At 35.0% G+C, this 20,428-nt stretch carries 18 protein-coding genes; 9 read left to right on the plus strand and 9 right to left on the minus strand.

From position 1 onward, the window contains the following. Nucleotides 1-20 precede the first annotated feature (20 nt). From tpx to ribB, 7 genes are all read left to right on the plus strand, one after another. Nucleotides 21-521 carry a thiol peroxidase gene (gene tpx, locus Q0972_RS10030; protein WP_299365431.1) on the plus strand — a complete coding sequence of 167 codons (501 nt, stop codon included), beginning with the start codon at nucleotides 21-23 and terminating at the stop codon, nucleotides 519-521. A 5-nt stretch (nucleotides 522-526) separates the two neighbouring features. Continuing rightward, nucleotides 527-895 (plus strand): diacylglycerol kinase, encoded by a 369-nt coding sequence (locus tag Q0972_RS10035; protein WP_299365432.1) that lies wholly within the window; start codon nucleotides 527-529, stop codon nucleotides 893-895. Nucleotides 896-975: 80 nt separating this feature from the next. Continuing rightward, on the plus strand, nucleotides 976-1,740 hold the full coding sequence (locus Q0972_RS10040; protein ID WP_299365433.1) for a M15 family metallopeptidase: 765 nt from the start codon (nucleotides 976-978) through the stop codon (nucleotides 1,738-1,740). A 26-nt stretch (nucleotides 1,741-1,766) separates the two neighbouring features. Next, entirely contained in the window at nucleotides 1,767-4,190 is a 2,424-nt protein-coding gene (locus tag Q0972_RS10045) for a DNA translocase FtsK (protein WP_299365434.1), read from the plus strand. Between the two features lie 109 nt (nucleotides 4,191-4,299). Next, complete coding sequence (locus tag Q0972_RS10050; RefSeq protein ID WP_299365593.1) at nucleotides 4,300-4,902, plus strand: outer membrane lipoprotein carrier protein LolA; 603 nt, start codon at nucleotides 4,300-4,302, stop codon at nucleotides 4,900-4,902. Nucleotides 4,903-4,920: 18 nt separating this feature from the next. Next, on the plus strand, nucleotides 4,921-6,903 hold the full coding sequence (locus Q0972_RS10055; protein ID WP_299365435.1) for an LptF/LptG family permease: 1,983 nt from the start codon (nucleotides 4,921-4,923) through the stop codon (nucleotides 6,901-6,903). Between the two features lie 31 nt (nucleotides 6,904-6,934). Then, entirely contained in the window at nucleotides 6,935-8,083 is a 1,149-nt protein-coding gene (ribB, locus tag Q0972_RS10060) for a 3,4-dihydroxy-2-butanone-4-phosphate synthase (protein WP_299365436.1), read from the plus strand. Here ribB and Q0972_RS10065 read toward each other — a convergent pair. From Q0972_RS10065 to Q0972_RS10105, 9 genes are all read right to left on the minus strand, one after another. Beyond that, the gene (locus tag Q0972_RS10065) at nucleotides 8,080-9,615 is read right to left on the minus strand and encodes a family 16 glycosylhydrolase (protein WP_299365437.1); all 1,536 of its coding nucleotides are present in this window, start codon (nucleotides 9,613-9,615) and stop codon (nucleotides 8,080-8,082) included. The two genes, ribB and Q0972_RS10065, sit on opposite strands and share 4 nt — an antisense overlap. A gap of 202 nt (nucleotides 9,616-9,817) precedes the next feature. Beyond that, nucleotides 9,818-11,113 (minus strand): hypothetical protein, encoded by a 1,296-nt coding sequence (locus Q0972_RS10070; RefSeq protein ID WP_299365438.1) that lies wholly within the window; start codon nucleotides 11,111-11,113, stop codon nucleotides 9,818-9,820. A 25-nt stretch (nucleotides 11,114-11,138) separates the two neighbouring features. Beyond that, nucleotides 11,139-12,356, minus strand: a complete 1,218-nt coding sequence (locus Q0972_RS10075; protein WP_299365439.1) for a hypothetical protein — start codon at nucleotides 12,354-12,356, stop codon at nucleotides 11,139-11,141. A 124-nt stretch (nucleotides 12,357-12,480) separates the two neighbouring features. After that, entirely contained in the window at nucleotides 12,481-12,864 is a 384-nt protein-coding gene (locus Q0972_RS10080; RefSeq protein ID WP_299365440.1) for an ester cyclase, read from the minus strand. Between the two features lie 81 nt (nucleotides 12,865-12,945). Then, the gene (locus Q0972_RS10085) at nucleotides 12,946-13,776 is read right to left on the minus strand and encodes an AraC family transcriptional regulator (RefSeq protein ID WP_299365441.1); all 831 of its coding nucleotides are present in this window, start codon (nucleotides 13,774-13,776) and stop codon (nucleotides 12,946-12,948) included. A gap of 62 nt (nucleotides 13,777-13,838) precedes the next feature. After that, the gene (locus Q0972_RS10090; protein ID WP_299365442.1) at nucleotides 13,839-15,032 is read right to left on the minus strand and encodes a DegT/DnrJ/EryC1/StrS aminotransferase family protein; all 1,194 of its coding nucleotides are present in this window, start codon (nucleotides 15,030-15,032) and stop codon (nucleotides 13,839-13,841) included. Nucleotides 15,033-15,096: 64 nt separating this feature from the next. After that, nucleotides 15,097-15,723, minus strand: coding sequence for an NAD(P)H-dependent oxidoreductase (locus Q0972_RS10095; protein ID WP_299365443.1), 627 nt, complete (start codon nucleotides 15,721-15,723; stop codon nucleotides 15,097-15,099). 92 nt (nucleotides 15,724-15,815) lie between these two features. After that, on the minus strand, nucleotides 15,816-16,874 hold the full coding sequence (locus tag Q0972_RS10100; protein WP_299365444.1) for a peptidoglycan bridge formation glycyltransferase FemA/FemB family protein: 1,059 nt from the start codon (nucleotides 16,872-16,874) through the stop codon (nucleotides 15,816-15,818). A 40-nt stretch (nucleotides 16,875-16,914) separates the two neighbouring features. Then, nucleotides 16,915-18,093 (minus strand): hypothetical protein, encoded by a 1,179-nt coding sequence (locus Q0972_RS10105; protein WP_299365445.1) that lies wholly within the window; start codon nucleotides 18,091-18,093, stop codon nucleotides 16,915-16,917. A 505-nt stretch (nucleotides 18,094-18,598) separates the two neighbouring features. On the opposite strand from Q0972_RS10105, the gene Q0972_RS10110 reads away from it, so the two are divergent. Together Q0972_RS10110 and Q0972_RS10115 are read left to right on the plus strand one after the other, a co-directional pair. Next, on the plus strand, nucleotides 18,599-18,736 hold the full coding sequence (locus tag Q0972_RS10110) for a hypothetical protein (RefSeq protein WP_299365446.1): 138 nt from the start codon (nucleotides 18,599-18,601) through the stop codon (nucleotides 18,734-18,736). A 242-nt stretch (nucleotides 18,737-18,978) separates the two neighbouring features. Then, entirely contained in the window at nucleotides 18,979-20,421 is a 1,443-nt protein-coding gene (locus Q0972_RS10115; RefSeq protein WP_299365447.1) for a pentapeptide repeat-containing protein, read from the plus strand. Nucleotides 20,422-20,428 lie beyond the last annotated feature (7 nt).

The following is a 20,428-nucleotide window of genomic DNA, read 5'->3' on the forward strand; positions in this document are numbered from 1 at the left end:
AAACTTAAAACATCAAAAAAATGGCAAATGTAACACTTGGAGGAACTCCAGTAGAAACTATAGGAAATTTACCAACAGTTGGTAGCAAAGCACCAGATTTTAAACTTACTGGTACAGATTTAACGGATAAAACACATGCTGATTACACAGATATGCGATTGGTACTAAATATTTTTCCAAGTGTAGATACTGGGACATGTGCACAATCCATAAGAACATTCAACGAAAAAGCGAGTCAGTTGGACAATACCAAAGTACTTTGTATCTCTAAAGACCTACCCTTTGCTATGGCACGCTTCTGTGGTGCCGAAGGTATAGAAAACGTAGAGAGTCTTTCGGATTATAAAACTGGTAAGTTCGGTACGGACTATGGTTTAACTTTTTCTACTGGCGCATTTGAAACTTTGTTATCGCGATGCATAGTGGTTATAGATACCGATGGTACAATACTACATACTGAGCAAGTTTCTGAAATTGCGGACGAACCTAATTATGATGCCGCCATTGAGAGCTTAGCATAAGCTTTATGCAAAAAAAAGAACCGTTTCTTATCAATAGGCTCAAAAGTATAGGCTTTGCCTTTAAAGGTATGCTTATTCTTATAAGAACAGAGTCTAGTATAAAAATTCAGGTCTTTATAGCTATTGGCGTAACTGTTGCTGGTTTTTACTTTGATATTTCCTCTACAGAATGGATGATACAGATTGCTATGATTGGCTTGGTGATGAGTATTGAAGGGGTTAATACAGCCGTTGAGTATATCGCTGATTTTATTCATCCAGACCATCATCCAAAAATTGGACTGATCAAAGATATCTCTGCAGGTGCGGTTTTTATTGCAGCAATAATTGCGGTAATTGTAGGTAGTATTATTTATTTTCCAAAAATTTTTTAAATACCAAATCTAGCGAATAAGCGTTAAAGAAGAGCAGCTTTGTTCTGCTACTAATCTTTAGTATCTCTAAAATGAAACATTTGGCACTAATTCTTTTTCTAGGTTGTTCAATAATTAGTTGTCACACCAAAACAAAAGACACAAACGGTATTGAGATTAAAGAACCCGCAAAAGACACTTTAAAAACTATCAAAAAAGACACCCTCAATATTTCAAAAGCATTTGTTTTGGGCAAGTTTGATTATAAATCCGATTCAACATTTGTGAAGGTCAGCTCAAACTATTCATCAAAAAATATATACTTGAAAAATGAGGTATACCAAGCTTTTTTACAAATGTGTAATGCTGCAAACAAAGACAGTGTAACATTCAAAATTATTTCAGGAACTCGGAATTTTAATGAACAAAAATCGATTTGGGAACGTAAATGGGTAAGATACAAAGATCTTAATCCCAAAGACCGTGCTTTGAAAATTTTAGAATACAGCTCCATGCCCAGTTCTTCGAGACACCACTGGGGAACCGATATTGATTTGAATAGTTTAAATAATTCGTATTTTAACAGCGGAAAAGGGCTTTTGGAATACCAATGGCTAACAATCCATGCCAATAGGTTTGGTTTTTATCAAGTTTATACCGATAAAACAGATGGTAGAACTGGGTATCAACTAGAAAAATGGCATTGGTCGTATTTACCTTTGGCAAATCAATATTTGGCATTTTACAACGCTAATGTTAATGCTGGAGATATTAAAGGATTTAAAGGCTCAGAACTTGCCGCACAACTCCGTATCATCGAAGATTATGTTAATGGCATTTCTAAAAAGGCAATAAATTATAATTAAGCTTCCATTTTTGGTGGAAGAGATATATGGCAAAAAGAACAACTAAAAAGAAAAGTACTTCTAAAGTTAAGGCGAAACCAAAAACGAAACTAAAAAAGCCTTCTTTCAAACTATCAAATCAGCAAAAGCTCATTTTTGGAAGTTTATTGATTATACTTGGTGTATTGCTTTTTATTTCGTTTTTATCCTTCATTTTTACCGGAAAGGAAGACCAAAGCGCACTCAGTAATTTCCCAGAGCGTTCGGATGCCTATAAAAACTGGGCGAGTCAGTTAGGCGCATGGGTAAGCGAGCTATTTATTAGTAAAGGATTTGGTGTTCCGTCATTTATCTTTTCGGGTTTAATCTTTCTTTCTGGTGTATATGTCACCTTAAATCTCAAAAAAAATAAACTGACGAAGCATTGGATATGGGGAACTTTAATTGTTATATGGCTGTCTATTTTCTTTGGTTTTTTTACACATAAATATGATATCCTAGGTGGAACCATTGGTTTTGAGATGAATCAATTCTTTCAAGATTATATCGGTAAAATTGGTACCATACTATTATTGTTATTTGGGCTTATAGCTTACCTAGCCATTAGGTTTAATGTTACTGGTGATACCTTTGTTAACATATTCCAAAGTGCCAAAAAAGATTTAAAAAATGACTTGTCGTCAGATTCTGAAAGTGAACACCCTTCTGTTGTAATCGATAATAGCCTAACTGAAGAGGCCGAAGCCATAAAATCTGCTTTTGAAATTCAGCTCGATAAACCAGAGCCAACAATTAGCAACCACTCAAAGCCAAGTTCAAAAGTTGAAGAGCCAAAAATCGAGGTCGACAAAAAACCAAAAGAAAATACCGTAGATACACCAGAGTTAAAAGTTGAAGTAAAAACTGTTACTGAGGAAAAATCTGAAACAGACAATTTAGCAGACAAACTCGTTGAGGATTTTGGACAATTTGACCCCACCCTAGAATTGAGCAATTATCAATTTCCGCATTTAGACTTACTAAAAAAATATGATAACGAAGGGATTTCTATAGACCAAGAGGAACTCGAAGAGAACAAAAATCGTATTGTAGAAACCTTAAACAACTACAAAATTGGCATTACAAGTATTAAGGCAACGATAGGTCCAACAGTGACACTTTATGAAATTGTACCAGATGCAGGAATCAGAATATCTAAAATAAAAAATCTAGAGGATGATATTGCTTTATCACTATCAGCTTTAGGTATAAGAATCATTGCCCCAATTCCAGGTAAAGGTACCATAGGTATTGAAGTTCCGAATAAAAAATCGACCATAGTCTCAATGCGCTCTGTCATTGCCTCTCAAAAATTTCAGCAGTCTAAAATGCAATTACCTATTGCCTTTGGTAAAACCATTAGTAATGAAACCTTTGTCGTAGACTTGGCTAAAATGCCTCACCTACTCATGGCAGGTGCTACTGGGCAAGGAAAGTCTGTGGGGCTCAATGCTGTATTAACGTCATTATTGTATAAGAAGCATCCTGCAGAGGTAAAGTTTGTTCTCGTCGATCCAAAGAAAGTTGAATTAACATTATTCAATAAGATAGAGCGTCACTATTTAGCTAAGCTTCCCGATAGTGAAGAAGCTATAATAACTGACAACACAAAGGTTATAAATACGCTGAATTCGCTCTGTATTGAAATGGACAACCGCTATGATATGCTGAAAAATGCATTTTGTAGAAACATAGCAGAATATAATGCCAAGTTTAAAGCTAGAAAGCTTAACCCAAATGATGGTCATAAATTCTTACCATATATAGTCTTAGTCGTTGATGAATTTGCCGACCTCATCATGACCGCTGGTAAAGAAGTAGAAACACCAATAGCACGATTAGCACAATTAGCGCGTGCGATTGGGATTCATCTCATTATTGCCACACAGCGTCCTTCAGTAAACGTTATTACTGGTATTATTAAAGCTAATTTCCCTGCTCGTATAGCATTTAGGGTAACCAGTAAAATAGATTCTCGTACCATCTTAGATGGTTCTGGTGCAGACCAGCTTATAGGTCGTGGTGATATGCTTTATACCCAAGGTAACGATTTAATAAGGCTTCAATGTGCCTTTGTAGATACCCCAGAAGTTGAAAGGATTACAGAATATATTGGCTCCCAAAAAGCCTATCCAGATGCACATCTATTGCCTGAATATATTGGTGAAGAAGGTGGCACAAATCTTGATATAGATATTTCAGATAGAGATAAGTTATTTAGGGAAGCTGCAGAAATTATTGTTACTGCCCAACAAGGGTCAGCCTCTTTATTACAACGAAAACTAAAATTGGGCTACAATAGAGCCGGAAGATTAATAGATCAATTAGAAGCAGCAGGTATTGTGGGACCTTTTGAGGGTAGTAAAGCTAGACAAGTATTAGTCCCAGATTTAGTAGCTTTGGATCAATTATTAGAAAATGAAAAACTTTAACACTACAACATACTTAAACAAAATGAAATCAAAGATTCATAAACCCAACAAGGCAAATAGAAGTCTTGTGAGTAAAAGATTATTTATTCTAGCATTTTTAGGACTTGGAATGATAGGTTTTGCGCAGAATGATGCAAAAGCCGAAACATTACTAAATGAAGTAAGTAGTAAAATTAAAGCTTACAAGAATATAAGCTTAGACTTTAAATACGAACTCAATAATATTAGCGAAGACATTAATCAAGAAACAAGAGGCGATGTCGTTATTGAAGGTGAAAAATACAAACTAAATGTTTTGGGCGTCACCAGAATCTATGATGGCAAAACCTTGTACTCAATAAGCCCTGAAGATGAAGAAGTGACCATATCTTCAGATAATACTGAAGAAGAAGGCACCATTACACCGAGCAAAATGCTATCGTTTTACGAAGAAGGCTACATCTACAAAATGGATATTGTTCAAAATGTAAAAGGTAGAAAGATTCAATACGTAAAATTGAGCCCTATGGACACAAATTCTGAAATTAAGCATGTTTTACTAGGTATTGATGCAACAACAAAACACATTTACAATCTAATAGAAGTAGGCAAAAATGGTACTAAAACAACTTTAACTGTTAATTCTTTTAAAACCGATCAGCCTATCTCAAAAACCTTATTTACATTTGACGAAAGTAAATACGAAAATTACTTTATCAACAGAATCGACTAAGGTTTTAAACGCTTACATGTGAAAATACTTGATAGGTACATACTTATCACATTTTTGAGGACGTTTTTTAGCGTCTTCATTATATTCATGTTCATCTTTGTTCTTCAAGGGGTTTGGCTATATATTTCTGAACTCGCAGGCAAAGACCTTGATATTTCCGTAACTGCCAAGTTTATATTGTACTATATACCAAAGCTTATACCTCTGGTTGTTCCATTAACAATATTATTGTCATCAATAATGGTGTTTGGCAACTTTGCTGAGAATTATGAGTTTGCCGCAATGAAATCTACTGGGATATCTCTACAACGTGCTATGAGGAGTCTTAGTGTCTTTATTGTAGCTTTAGGTATAGCCTGCTTCTTTTTTGCAAATAACGTTATTCCCTGGGGTGAATTTAATTTTTATAATCTAAGGCGTAACATTGCTAAAGTGAAACCTGCCCTCGCCATTGCTGAAGGTCAATTTAACGAAATCGGAAACATAAATATTAAAGTAGATAAAAAATCTGGAGATAAAGGCCAATATCTAGAAGGTGTAGTGATGCATCAAAAGAGTGCTTCTAAGTCTGGAAACTTTAAGGTAATCGTCTCTGAAAAAGGTGAATTAAAAAGTACGCCAGATTCTAACATTTTACAATTAGAACTAATAAATGGCAATTATTACGAAGAAATTGTCAATAGAAAATCGCGTAAAAATGTAAATAAACCACATGCTAAAAGTTATTTTGACACCTATACAATAAATGTTGATTTAGAAATCTTAAACTCCGAAGACCTAGATGAAAAAAACTATAAAGATCGTTATAGCATGTTGACGCTTAAGCAACTCAACAGAACTATCGACACTTTAAAAAAAGAAAGGGAAAAGGATTATAAATATTTATCTAGAACACTCTATAACCGTACCACCTATGGAGCTCTTAATGCAAATATCAATACTACGGAAAAAGATTCTTTATACACTGGTGAAATTCTAGATCTCTTTGGATCAAACATCAAAGTACAAATTGTAAATTTAGCGATTAACTCGGCTAATAGTACGACTCAAATACTAGATTCTAACAAGAGAAATTTTGAAAAAAAATCCATCTGGCTAAACAAACATATCATTTCCTTACATGATAAATTTGTACTTGCCTTTGCCTGTGTTATCCTATTTTTTGTTGGTGCACCACTTGGTGCTCTAATTAGAAAAGGTGGCCTTGGTTTACCTATAGTAATTGCAATGGTGATATTTTTAACATATCATTTCTTCGGTATTTTCGCTAAAAAAAGTGCAGAAAAAGGGAGTTTTAGTCCTATAATTGGCTCATGGCTCTCCACTATGGTTATGTTTCCTTTGAGTATTTATTTAACCTATAGAACAACTAATGATAAAGGTGTCTTTCAGTTCGATGCCATTGTGGTCCCTTTAAAACGAATCTTTTATCCGAAAAACAAACTACAACTATCAGAAAGTGAAACTAAATCCTACAACTATTACAAAAGATATTCTGTAGAAGAATTGGTCAATGTGATTAAGCAACAAGGCGAATTTGACTTAAATAAAAAACCCAAGCAGATAGCCTTGCACAACTTATTGAACAGAAACATTCCGCTCGAAAATCTACAGGAAGAAGGCCTAGAAGTTGATAATGCACTTATTAAAGGCAAGCGTTTATTAAAAGACTACATGGATTACTCCAAGACAAGCTTGGTAAGTTTTATTGTTGGTGGAGCTTTATTAGGGCTGCATTTTATTTGTAAAAACAATAAACTACCAGTACTTACCGATGCTTCATTTAACCTAAGCATTATAGCTTTTATATTTTTTGCCATATATGTTGTTGTGGATGCTTATGTTTATTCTGAATTCTATAAAACCATTGGACAAAAAAACAAACGTATAAATCCATTTATTTTAATTCTATCGCTTCCTTTATACCCATTAAAGTATATCATCCTTAGAAATAAGATAGAACACGACTTCTACCAAAGTTGTATTCATAACATAAAATAAGCGTATCTTTGCGCTGTTCAAATCCATTGTGATGACTGTAAACTCTATGAATACACAAACCAAACTAAACACTGTAGAAGAAGCCATTGAGGATATTCGTCAAGGAAAAGTGATCATTGTTGTAGATGATGAAAATCGAGAAAACGAAGGTGACTTTCTTGCAGCTGCCGAAAAAGTAACACCAGAGATGATCAATTTTATGGCTACACACGGTAGAGGTTTAATTTGTGCACCACTCACCGAGCATCGCTGTAACGAATTAGAGCTCAACATGATGGTTAGGAACAATACAGACCCAATGGAAACTGCATTTACAGTCTCTGTAGATTTAAGGGGAAATGGCGTAAGCACAGGTATTTCAGCCAGTGATAGAGCAAAAACGGTAAAAGCTCTGGTAAACAAAGACACTAAAGCTTTTGAACTGGCAAGACCAGGTCACATTTTTCCTTTAATAGCCAAAGAAGGAGGTGTTTTAAGACGTACAGGCCACACAGAAGCTGCCATTGATTTTGCACGCTTAGCTGGTTTTGAACCCGCTGGAGTCATTGTAGAGATAATGAATGAAGATGGTACCATGGCCCGCTTGCCACAACTTATGGAAGTTGCCAGAAAATTTGATCTAAAAATAGTGTCTATCGAAGATCTTATAGCCTATCGTATGGAGCACGATTCCCTCATTGAGAAAAAGGAAGACTTTGATATAGAGACACGCTTTGGGAAATTTAGACTTAGGGCTTATTTGCAAACTACAAACAATCAAATTCATATTGCACTTACAAAAGGTAGTTGGACCTCTGATGAAACCGTATTAACAAGAGTTAATGCTACTTTGGTTAACAATGACATACTTGGCACGTTGACCAATAATGCAGATAAGAAATTAGACGATATGTTCAATGTCATCAATTCTGAAGGTAAAGGCGCCATTATTTTTATAAATCAACAAGCAGAATCCATGAATATTCTATCCAGACTTTCTATACTAAAGGAAGATCAGGTAGAAGGTAAATTAGTAAAAGCCCCAAGAATACCTATGGACAGTAAAGACTTTGGTATTGGTGCTCAAATACTACACGACTTAAAAATAAGTAAGCTCAAGCTAATGTCTAATAGTCTTCAGACCAAACGTGTAGGAATGATTGGATATGGCCTAGAGATTGTAGAATATATAAATTATTAATTTACTACCACTCGTCCACTTACCGAACGGTCTTTAGAATAAATTTTAAGAATATAACAGCCTGTCTTAAGTTCCTCTACATTGATGCTTTTTGAATTTTTGTTACCAACAACTAATTGCCCTAAAATATTATAAAGTTCTACTCTGTCTATAGGCTCATCTGTTTTAATATTGATGTAGTTTGAAGTGGGATTTGGGTAAATTCTAAATTTTTCCCCAAACACTTCGTCAATACTCAAGCCTGTATTTTGATACACCCTAACATAATCTATAACCATAGAGCTTTGTGCAAAACTAGGGTCGATTCCGCCAGAAATACCACCCATGGCCACATTCAATATTAAATACTGCTCTAAATCAAATGGCCAGGTATTAGCATCCTTAACTGCCGGATTATAGGTATAATAACCCACGCCATCGATCATAAATGTAACCTGATTTGGAGACCAATTCATCGAATAAACATGAAAATCATTCGCCACATCAGATAAAAACTGTGTTGCCGTATTAACTGTATTTCCGAAACTAGAAGGTGTATGTATCGCACAACTGACTTCATTCGTAGAATGCAAACCGTGTTCCATTATATCCAGTTCGCCACAAGCTGGCCAGGTAGTAGTTCCAAATCCTTGGGTTTGCCAATATGCACCTGTTTCATTAATATTTTTCCCAAGTGTCCATATAGCTGGCCAAGTGCCCTCACCTTCAGGTAATTTGGCTCTCACATCTACTCTTCCATAAGTGAAGGCAAATTTAGAGTTTAATCGTGCGGAAGTATAATTTAATGTAACTCCATCTTGGGTTAACGTTTCGCTTTTCGCGACGATGTTTAAAAATCCATTTTCTACATAGGAGTTATCTAGTCGGTCCGTATAATGCTGTTCTTCTCCATTAAACCATTGCCCACCATTGGGACCAAACGTTTGGTGATGCCATTTAGATGCATCAACAGCCGCTGGAATTGTACTATCAAATTCATCAGACCATACCAAATCTGTATAGACCACATCCAGTTCATGTGGGTCTCCTGGTATAGATCCGTCGTTTATATCATCAATTCTAAAAGCACCAGGTACAGCACTGCCATCATCTATTCTAATCACAAATCTACTGTAAGCACCACTTCCCCCAACAGTAGAAAAATCAAAAGTTAGATCTGACCATGCATCCTGATTGGAAGGAACTGCTACACTAACCTCTACATCGGGATTTGTTCCATTCTCTAACTTAACAACTACAGTATGTGTATTAGAATCGAAAGCGTAAAATCTTAAAGTTATTTGATCTTCTATATCCAAATCTACAGGTTGGCTTAAATCGATATAATGGCCTTGTTCTGATGTAGAGCCTGAACGAAAAAACTCTCCTGTAGGATTATTGGCATCTGTTGGTGATGGCACAATACCAAATGTACTACCGCCCCAAACATTGAAATTGTGAGAACTGTTTGAAAAGTCAATTGGCATTTGTTGCGAAAACAACAAAGACATTGAGAAGGAAAACAAAAATGTTAGTGCGTAATTTAACTTCATAGTATTCGTTTTACGATAAAAATAGAAATACTGTGAATTAATTACTAGAAAGTTACCTATACAAAACCTGTACAACAGCAAAAAGCCACTCCAAACAGGGGATCTCTGAGAATTGCACACTTATTCTTTTTATATGTTTGTATATAGTATTATTTACTTGTATTAATTTTGAATATGTAGAAAGTCTTTAAATAATAAGCTATTAATCCATCACCCAAACATCATTAAAGCCTGCACCATCAAATAAGCTTTCTGAACCAGCTATTACCCAAAGCTTGTCATCATAGGTAATGGATGTATGGAAAACACGTTCTTCAAAAAAGCCATTATTTGTAACCAATGTCCAAATTGCACCGTCTTTAGATTTCCAGATGTCATTGGTTTCGCCAATTATTGGCTGTTCTTGTCCGCCAATAACATAAAGATAGTCATCAAAAACTGTTGTTGAATGATGGAACCTAGGTGAGAATGATGCATTATCTGTTATCTGAATCCAATTAATACCATCCGATGATTTCCAAACATCATTCTTTAGATCTTCAAGTGAACTGCGCCCTGCAATTAACCAGATTTCATCTTTGAATACGGAAACAGAATACCCTTCCCTTGGCATAAAACCTGCTTGAGGATTAACTAGCACCCAATTAACACCATTACTTGTGTTCCACACTTCACTATTTTGAAAAAGCCAAATTTTACTTTCAAATACTATTGCCTTTGGATGATTCATCGCAGTGAAGTTTGCGTTTGCCGTTTCGAGTGTCCAGTTAAAACCGTCCGTGCTCGACCAAACATCATTTTTTGGTGTTCCATCATTTCCCCCTATCACCCACATCTTATTATTGAAGCTGACCGAAGCGTGGCCAAATCGTTTCGAGAACTGAGCTTCGTTGGTCATTTCTTCCCAATTAAAGCCATCTAGTGTTGAGTAAACATCGTTATAGCGAATAAAGTTATTAGTAACACCATCTTTAGTAGTTCCTGCTATAAGCCATAGTCTGTCATCATAAATGATGGTTTTATGCCTGCTTCTTTTAGCAAAACTTGCATCATCAATTATTGGATTAGAATTTATGTTTATAGGTCTTGTAGTAAAGCTAAATATATTGTTGCTTTCTGTTTCTCCTCCTTTGTCGTCCCTTGCAATGACCCTCCAATAGTATGTTGTGCATGTATTAGCGCGATCTGTTAAAATCATGGAAGTATCCGTAGTAATTTCAACCAAAGCCGAACCTAGGTTGGATGGATCTGTACCAAATTGCACCTCGTAAACCACAGGATCGCCATCTATATCTATTGCGCTTTCCCAGCTAAAAGTCAACTGGGTTAAATCCGTATTAGCTGACCCGTCAGGTAAATTTATGAGACTAAAGCTGCTCGGTGGGGTATTGTTTTGGTTAGCCATATTTAGATTATCATCATTATCACAGCTACTTATAAACCCCACGATTAGTAGAATAAGGTAGAATTTGCTCAACATGTTTATGCTCTTTTTCATGATTTCAATTTTTTACTTTTTTATATTAACCTTCATCGCAAATATTATTACTTGCAATACTGTTATATGAGTTAGAATTGCCGTTAAAAATGCATTGATCCCATCCAGAATTTGATGTGCCTACTACTATTCCACATCCGCCACTATTAGAAATGGTGCAATTGTTAACGGTAAGTCTCGAGCCATGAAAAATTGTTATGTTTGCCCTGTTGGAAACAAAGTTATGGCTATCACTTCCACCATAAGAGATTTCGCAATTTGATAGTCTATTTTGTGTATTATTAGTATCAAAATAGTATAGCCCTTTCCACGATCCTGGTATATTTACCTCGCCCGTAAATATGCTTCCTTCAGCATTTAGATAGGCATTGTCCCCATCAATTGACATAAACCCATTTGGTGTAAATTCTAGGTGGGCTCCAGGTAATATTGATAGACCTTTTTCTACTTCTATTTCACCATCTATTTTATAATTTAAACCTTGCCAAACATGATTGGTATTATCATTCAGTTTAGACTCTCTAATGGAGATACCATCAAATCCATTATTGGTGTAAGTACTGTTGGCATCTATTTTTTGGACATGTTTAGCAGATAGCCTTACCGCTTGTCCAATATTATTATTAAATGTGTTGTTTTCAAAGTTGCGCAAGTCTGCAATACTCGTACCAGTAATATTATTCATGACTAACAGGCCAATACCATCTGTATTTTCAATGGTTGTATTTTTAATTGTCAACTTACCTGTTGTAGTGGTTTTATATATTACAACGGCAACCTTTTGGTTAACCCAAGTGCTATTTATAGGACTACTGCCAGCATCAGTGACAATTACATGATTTAGCTCATTTCTGACATCATTAGACTCAAACCCAATACCTCTCCAAAAGCCAGCTACAGGCTCTTCACCTTGAAAAATAATAGGGTTGGTGTCAGTTCCTATTGCTGATAATGCACCATCGTCATTTACATACATCGAACCATCAGATTTAAAAATAAAAGTGGTGCCAGGTTCTATGGTTACTATGGCATTTATTTCCAAGTTGCAATCTATCACATAGTCAATACCTTCGGAATGATTCATAAGGGTAACATCTTCATTGATATCGCATTCTAGAGGTATTGCATTAGAGGCATTGTTATTGTTATCGCTATTTAAATTCTCTTGGTCGTCTGAAGAGCAACTAAAAATGGAAATAAATAAGAATATTACAATTGGTATGAATAGTTTTAAAGTTTTCATAATATTAATGTTCAATAAATTAAATACCTAAAAAGTTAAGCTTTGATAAATTTGGGCAATAGCAACCTAGGTGGCTAAAAATGCCACACAATTAAGTTTATTAAAAAGATTAAGAAATTTAAACCTAAGTCTTGGCTTCCATGATACCTAACTGCTCCATGAGAACAACCTGATCGGCCATAAGCCAATGATCTACAATTTTCCCATCCTTAATGGTATAACGAATTACAAAAGGCAAATTCATTTCCTTATTAGTAGGTGGAATACCATTAAATTCCGCTTTATGTATTCCTTTAGCTCGACCTTGAACCAACACCTTATCACCTTCGCAAATCATTTCTTCAATAAAAAGTTCATACTTAGGAAAAGCACCATCAAAAAATGCAATATGGTCTATTAATTTTTGGTCAGTCGTATAACGCCTACAAAGTGCTTCAGATTTCTCAACACCTGAAATAGCATTAAAATACTCTACAATAAAAGCTCTATTCTTTTTTATAATACCCATAATAACAATGATTTATGAAGCAAATTTAAAAAGCATTTTAATAAAAAAATTGTAGGAATGTTTCCATTTGTTGCCTCTATGTTACATCGCCTGTTTTTTAAAACTACTTGGTGTTATGCCAAAATACTTTTTAAAGGAACGCGAAAAATGTCCCTTGTCTGAGAACCCACAAGAATATGCCACCTCGGTAACGGATAAATCCTGCTTAGTATCCTTGAGAAGTTGTTTGGCGAGTTCGAGTTTAAATATCATAATGTATGATAAAGGCGATTTCTCAGTGATCTCCTTAACTTTTCTATAGAGATGTGTTCTACTCATATTTAGTGATTTTGCTAGCTCGGCCACACCATAATCTCCATCTTGTAAATGCAACTCTAATAATTTATTGATTTTATTTAATAAAATATGGTGGTCTTTATTAATCTTGCATGCCTCTTCCTTAGAACCTTTACCAAAAAAATGATTGCGAAGACTCTTGTTCATCTCAATGTAATATGGCGAAAAATTAAGCGGTTTTTCCCAATGGGCATTTATGCCAGTTGGAACATAAATTTGATACTGGGTATTGGTTCCTTCAATATGTATTCTATTTACCTTAAGCTGAGTGATAGAAAGAATCTCGGTTATTCTGTATAAATCTATACCTTGAATAAATACATTAATACAGATTTCTTTATTTTTTATTGACGCTACACCAATTTTAATTTTACAACCCTCTGGAATAAAATCCAAAATTCTATAAAACAGTTTATCTAGTTGATTTTTTATTTGAGAATTAATCGATAATTGTCTGTGTCCATAATTGTCAGGTACTATTTTAATATCAATATCCTGATGAGAAGCTTCTAATTTAAGTTCATCCAACCAGTCATATAGTGTACTAATATCTAGTTTTGGCAATAGTGTCCCCACTGTGATTGATTAATAATCAAGAAGATACTTAAAACAAAAGAATTAAAAAAATTCTCTGGATTTTAAATTTTAGAGGTAATAATTTGCGCCATCTTCTCTGCACGAGCTTTCACTTCATATTCAGTCCAAGACAATTTAATTAAGCAAGATAAATTTCTGGCTATAAAAGCATCAGATTGCTCGAAGGTTTTTGAAGTAAGATACTTCAATCCCTCTTTGACTTCTGCTGAAATTGGAAACAAAGACTTTAAATCTTTGAGGTGGTCCCATTTTCTTATATAATGCCAATTATTATCGTAGTAATGGAAACAAGCATCAACTCCATTTTCCTTAAAGGCTTCAGAAACCTTTCTGGTTGTATCTAGATCAGGTAAGAAAAAATTCAAAAAGGCATAGCTTTCAACACCACCATTCGGAATCTTTCTAAATTCAACTTCGGGTATTTGGGACAGTGCCTCTCTTAGTATTGTATAATTTCTTTTCTGAATTTCAATAAACTCTGGCAATCGTCTTACCTGAGCCAAGCCAACCGCAGCATGTAACTCAGAAATCCTAAAGTTGTAGCCCAAGAATGGATGTGTTTCTGCACCTCTATCATGACCTATATGATCATGTCCATGGTCCGAATAGTGATCGGCATGTGTATAATAAGCTTCACTATTTGTAACAACAGCTCCGCCTTCACCACATGTAATCGTTTTTACAAAATCGAAAGAAAAGCAACCTATATCCGCTATACTTCCCAATGGCTGTCCTTTGTAAGTTCCGCCTATAGCCTGACAAGCATCTTCGATAAAGATCAAATTATGTGTCTCACAGACCGACCTTAAGGCGTCCATGTCTCCCATACTTCCGCACATTTGCACAACCATAACGGCTTTGGTTCTAGAAGTGACGGCGGCCTCTACTGCACTAGGGTCTAAAGTTAATGTGCTGTCTATATCAACTAAAACCGGAATAGCTCCTAACATCATAATGGCTTCAAAACTTGCTACAAAGGTAAATGTGGGCATAATCACTTCATCACCTGCTCCTACTCCAGCTGAAGCCAAAGCTACAGTTACAGCAGCTGTTCCGCTAGATACTAATTGTACGTATTTGGTGTTAAAGGTACTGCTAAGTTCGGATTCTAATGCCTTAGCCTTCCAGTGGCCTTTGCGCATCCCATCAAATCCATAGCGCATTAGAACACCATTGTCTAAAACATCGTTAACTTCCTTACGCTCTAAATCACTGAATAATTCGAAACCTGGCATAAATTTGAATTGTTATATTTTTACAACAAATATAACCTTTTGTTCACTTTCTGGAAGGGTCTTATTATAATTCTATGATAGTTTCGGATAAAGATTTTCTTACTTTTTTGAGCTCAGCAAACATATCGTCTTCTGCCCTAAATCCGACGGGAAACATTAAAACAGAACTTAAACCAAATCGATCTAGGCTTAAGGCCTTGTCTATTTCAGTAGGAATAAAACCTTCCATAGGACATCCATCAATACCTTCTACAGCGCAAACTGTCATTAAATTTCCCAAAGCGATATAAGCCTGTTTTGCCGCCCAATCTGTTTTTTTCTCATTTGGCATATTACTGATCGTTGTTTTTAAACCGTTCTTAAATGGCTCTAAAACACTATCTGGAGTTTGTCTTATCTTTTTTACATTATCAAAATGCTGTTCTACATCAGCATCGTCGATATCATTTTGAATACATAATATGAGCAGATGAGAGGCGTCTGCTACTTGGCGCTGACCATATGAATGCTCCACTAATGCTTCACGACGCTTTCTATCTTCTACAACAACCATCTTTAATGTTTGTAAACCGTAGGACAATGCCGTTAGATTAAATGCTTCTTTTAATATTTGAATTTGCTGCTCTGACAAAGTCTTTGAATTATTAAATTTCTTGGTAGCATAACGCCATTTTAATTTTTCTATAATCATTTCAATCTTCAATTAAAATCTTTCACTTTGCAAATATACAATGGGTCATATAATTAAATACAAAACCCATACTAAAGCGTATGGGTTTTGTATTACACTTTTACTTTATCATTCTTAATCCTGGAGCGATAGAGTGGAAAAAAGTCGGTTTCATTTTTATACATTTCAAAATCCTGCCCAAATTTACTTTTGGTTAGGCCATTGTATGCGTCTTCATTGACGATATATTTCCAAGTCTTAAATTCCTTGAATTCTTTTGAGAAACTACTCTTAAATCTAAACAAGGAGTCTTCCCTACTACCTAAACCTCCACCTAAGTTGAAAAACTCATAACCCTCATTAGTAGATTTTATTCGCATCTCATCAATAATCAATTTAATAGGATTGAGTTCAAAATGGTCTTCACTCAAACCGGACAAATGATACTGTACAATATTTCCTTTTTTCATAAACATCGAAGCGCCAATTATTTCCTGACTTTCGTTATGGATACATAGGGACAGCTCAGATTTATAATCATTACTTGATAGAACCTCGCGATAATACTCATCTGTAAAAAAATAACTATCATCGGCTTCGACACGTTCCATATTCTGATGGTATAAACGCTTAAAATCTCCAAGATGCTTATCAATATCGCCTTCAATGACTGTACAAGATCTTCTGGATTTATTCAGATAGGTCTTTAAACGTCTATTAAATTTTGCTCTTTGGTTCTCTATAGTGTCTTTTAAGTCTATATAAACCACTTTACCCAAAGTATTTATTTCGCCCAATCCATCAAGGATCATCTCCTGATGCGCTATAAAAGGATGCAATCTGGAAAAAACAGAGACAATATGATGTTCATTAAGAAATTCATTAAAGGTATTGTGGAAATGATCCCGATTAAAAGAATCATCCATGTGTTGTACCAAAGGGCCTGCATATCCGTATACAGAGGTGGCATCCTTATAGTTTGAGTTCTCTATAGCTCTTAATAGTAAAGGAATCAATAAAGATATTTGTCCATCCACATACTTTATAAGCACAGGCTCTTCGCCTTCATTTTTAGAAAGCTGATGATAATCGTATGTGTGGTAAAAATCTGGATTTACAGCCAAATCGATCTGTTCTTTCCAGAGTTTTTTATCTTTAATTACTTCAATCATAGGGTAAGGTATTACATTGAAATAAAAATGTGCTCGGCAATTATATTCTAAACATTGCGCCTGTAGGCTTAAGACCTAAATAGGCCATACCTGCTTGATTCATCCAGTGTGGTTGAACAATGCCGTGTTGGTTAACCGCGTGCACATCTCTGTGAGCTCGTTCTATTACATTCTTAGTGTATAACGCCACTGTGCCGGCTGCTGCATATATTTCAGTCACCATAGCTCTCGCTGTAGTTGCGGCCTGATATGATGCCGACCAAACATCTGCTAGTTGAATATCCGAATAGTCATTACCAGCTTGTGCTTGTTCCCAAATTACGGATACCGAATTATAAAGCTGGCATCTCGAAGCATCCAATAAGGTTTTGCTTTTTGCCACTACACTTTGTACACGGTCTCTATCTCGTAAATCTGGATTTTTTCCTGGTGTTATTTTTTCGAAACATATTTTTACAAGGTCATCCATAGCAGCCTTATAGATGCCCAAAGCAATAGCTGCATTACCTGCAGCATTCATACATCCTATGGGTAAGCGACTGTAAGGATTATCTATAGCTACAGGGCTTTCAAAATCCACGGCATAAGCTTCTGGTACAAAATGGCCTTCTACTTTTACATCATGACTTCCTGTACCTCTTAAACCACCAACATGCCAAGTATCAATAATTTCAATAGCCTCTTTTGGGATGAAGAATAGTTTTAATTTAGCACCCGGCCCAAGTGTTTTTGGTAAACCTTCACCAGTTACTAAACAACGTAGTGCAAACCAGTCTGAAATTTCACATCCAGAGACTAATGTCCATCTACCATTTATTTTATAACCGCCAGGTACAATCTCTGCTACACCTTCTGGACGTGCGGAGTTGGCGTAAACGTGAGAAGCATCTTTGTATATCTCTCTCATGCTTTCTTCATTAAGAAAACGTCCAAAAGTACAGGCTAAGTGATTATTCCAAGCACTCCATCCAGCAGCGGCCTCACCGCTACTCAATATTTCATAAGCTTTTAAAACCTCTATTGGATTGTCTTCCCAGCCTCCAAGAAATTTTGGTAGTCCCATTCTAAACAATCCAGTTTCCGTAAGATGGTTTACAAGGGCTGGTGCAAGCTTTCTAGATGCTTCGGTTTCTTCACGATGTGCTCTCGCGGTTTCATAAACAGCCTTAGCAGCATCGGATGGTAACATTGTAGTAATTTCTAACGTTGATTTGTGCATAATTCTAATTTTATTATAAATGATATAACTACCATTAGTTTTTCATAGGATTTAATTAACTGCTGAATTTTTTAGAAATATGACCAGGTGTAAGGCAATAATAAAAATTCAGGGCTTTAATTCGAAGATATTGCTAATAAGTTGAAGACTTGAAAATTAATTGATTAAATGCCAAAAAAATGGTTAAAGAAAAAATATCGAAAAAACCTTGACGGTATTGACTTACAAAATATGGCATATGATGACTGTAGTCGGTTGGGCCACTGTAAAAACAACGATAGATAACAACGTTAGGAACATTGAAGGCAAGCAAGCACTTAAAAAATGCTTTTATACGATCTAAAATGTACCTTTGATTCTTTGCTATTTGCAAGCTATGTCGAATTAGTTATTAAACATTCTTAGCTCAAATTTTTAAAACGTGTTTACAGTTTCGATATTTAATGGCTATATTTAGCTACCCTTTGTACTAATTCCCCTTGAAATAAATTTAGATGTCTGAAGAATGAAAAAGCTCTTGGAGCAACAACTATGGCATATTGCCAATAAACTGTGCGGTAAAATGGATGCCGATGCGTACTTGGATGCTATTAAAGAGGAATCGCTTCTAAAATTAGGATATTTTCTAAGATCAAATAAATGATTCGGTTTTATAGCCAAAAAAAAGTACTTCTAACAAAGAAAACAAGTGCATCTTTGTCTTATAAGCATTAGAAAATATTCTAAATTATATAGAATAAAGTATCATGAGAACCGAAAGTGTTAATGATTTCAACAAGTTATTTTGAGAATTTAGACCTCAACAGTACCAAATTTGGCAGAAATACTAGTAAAAAAATACGAGCCTTTAAAAAAGGTTTGTTGCAGAAGATGTTTGTGTAGGTTATGGAAAAAGAAAATACAATACATGAAGTTGTAAGCAGCGAATCCTCTTTTTTACAAATTATAAAGGAGTTGCCCAATAAACATTTGCAAACACTAATTAGCATACCACAGCAGAGTGCCGGTGTTATTGTAGAAGGTTTAGAGTTCTCTTACTTTCCAAATCCTGCAATAAGTACACTTAAGAAACAATTACTAAATGAAAATATTGTTAAGGAATTGACTAAGTACTTAGTTAATTCCTTAATAAAGGTAGAGCCAAAACTATACTTTGTACAATTTATAAATTGTGTGTTCGATGATAGTATAATTCTGTTTGACGATAGCAGTACTGTTGACCTAACGTTTTCAAACTGTTCTTTTAGTAAGCCATTACTTATTCCTAAAACTTCTAACACGCTAACATTTGTTAACACTTGTGTGTTCAAAGAAAAACTAAGTTTTGCATCCACAGATAAGATTCTAACATTTGTTGACTGCATTTTTAAGAAGGAGGTAATGGCAAAGGATAAAACCTTTAAAAACAAAGTGCGTTTTAGAAACTGCGACTTTATAGGTTATGCCAATTTCAGAAACACAACTTTTGAAGACTTAGCCGATTTTTGGCGGTGTACCTTTTATCAAAAAACTATTTTTTATAAAACCGACTTTTTAGATACCATAGTATTTTCGGCTGTTACATTTATGGATGATGTGTTGTTTACTTATGCTTTAATCGATAAATTAATGATTCTGAGAGGTACAGATGTAGAAAAAGGGTTTGATATTTCATTAGCAATCATATCTGGTAGACTAAGCATTTTCGATTTTAAATTAAAAGAGAAAAATTATAAATCATATAAGGATATTTATAAAGATGCCATAATACTTATGCCTAATTATCAAGGACATAGTACATTTTTAAAAGCTTATGAAGAAGTCTATGAAAAAGCCGTTTCTGAGAAAGCATTAATCCCCATAGAAAATAAAAGAGAAACCTACCGTATTCTCAAAAGTCAATTGGATAGCCAAAAAAACTATATAGATGCCGTACCCTATAGAGTGATGGAGCACAAAACATATTTGAAAGAATCTTGGAAAAAATTTTGGAGTAGGCATCAACCCTATACCAGACCCTTTTCTAATATTATCGTTTTGTCTTTAAATGGTATATCTAATTGGTTTGGTTCGTCTTATATTATCGGTATAATTTTTACAGTTTCTATTGCAGCAATATTTTTTAACAGTATGCTGTCACACATTAGTGATTTTGTTTACACAACTGATATTAGAGAATGGCAATGGGAATATTTTGTTCAGTTTTTGAACCCCGCGCATAAATTTGATTTTATGAATAAAGTGGATGAGAATCCAAGAACTTATTTTTATATATTCGACTTTTTGGGTCGCATATTTATTGGGTATGGTATTTATCAAACTGTACAGGCTTTCCGAAAGTATAAATAAACGGAAG

It is taken from the genome of Winogradskyella sp., from assembly GCF_028282165.1.
Lineage (GTDB): Bacteria > Bacteroidota > Bacteroidia > Flavobacteriales > Flavobacteriaceae > Winogradskyella.

Bases quoted from the DNA above. Each gene is read 5' to 3' on its own strand.
- Q0972_RS10065 (WP_299365437.1), bottom strand. From the start codon at position 9,615: ATGAAGTTAAATTACGCACTAACATTTTTGTTTTCCTTCTCAATGTCT.
- Q0972_RS10080 (WP_299365440.1), bottom strand. From the start codon at position 12,864: ATGGGTATTATAAAAAAGAATAGAGCTTTTATTGTAGAGTATTTTAAT.
- Q0972_RS10110 (WP_299365446.1), top strand. From the start codon at position 18,599: ATGAAAAAGCTCTTGGAGCAACAACTATGGCATATTGCCAATAAACTG.
- Q0972_RS10075 (WP_299365439.1), bottom strand. From the start codon at position 12,356: ATGAAAACTTTAAAACTATTCATACCAATTGTAATATTCTTATTTATT.
- Q0972_RS10035 (WP_299365432.1), top strand. From the start codon at position 527: ATGCAAAAAAAAGAACCGTTTCTTATCAATAGGCTCAAAAGTATAGGC.
- Q0972_RS10050 (WP_299365593.1), top strand. From the start codon at position 4,300: ATGATAGGTTTTGCGCAGAATGATGCAAAAGCCGAAACATTACTAAAT.
- Q0972_RS10115 (WP_299365447.1), top strand. From the start codon at position 18,979: ATGGAAAAAGAAAATACAATACATGAAGTTGTAAGCAGCGAATCCTCT.
- Q0972_RS10045 (WP_299365434.1), top strand. From the start codon at position 1,767: ATGGCAAAAAGAACAACTAAAAAGAAAAGTACTTCTAAAGTTAAGGCG.
- Q0972_RS10100 (WP_299365444.1), bottom strand. From the start codon at position 16,874: ATGATTGAAGTAATTAAAGATAAAAAACTCTGGAAAGAACAGATCGAT.
- Q0972_RS10090 (WP_299365442.1), bottom strand. From the start codon at position 15,032: ATGCCAGGTTTCGAATTATTCAGTGATTTAGAGCGTAAGGAAGTTAAC.
- ribB (WP_299365436.1), top strand. From the start codon at position 6,935: ATGACTGTAAACTCTATGAATACACAAACCAAACTAAACACTGTAGAA.
- Q0972_RS10070 (WP_299365438.1), bottom strand. From the start codon at position 11,113: ATGAAAAAGAGCATAAACATGTTGAGCAAATTCTACCTTATTCTACTA.
- Q0972_RS10095 (WP_299365443.1), bottom strand. From the start codon at position 15,723: ATGATTATAGAAAAATTAAAATGGCGTTATGCTACCAAGAAATTTAAT.
- tpx (WP_299365431.1), top strand. From the start codon at position 21: ATGGCAAATGTAACACTTGGAGGAACTCCAGTAGAAACTATAGGAAAT.
- Q0972_RS10105 (WP_299365445.1), bottom strand. From the start codon at position 18,093: ATGCACAAATCAACGTTAGAAATTACTACAATGTTACCATCCGATGCT.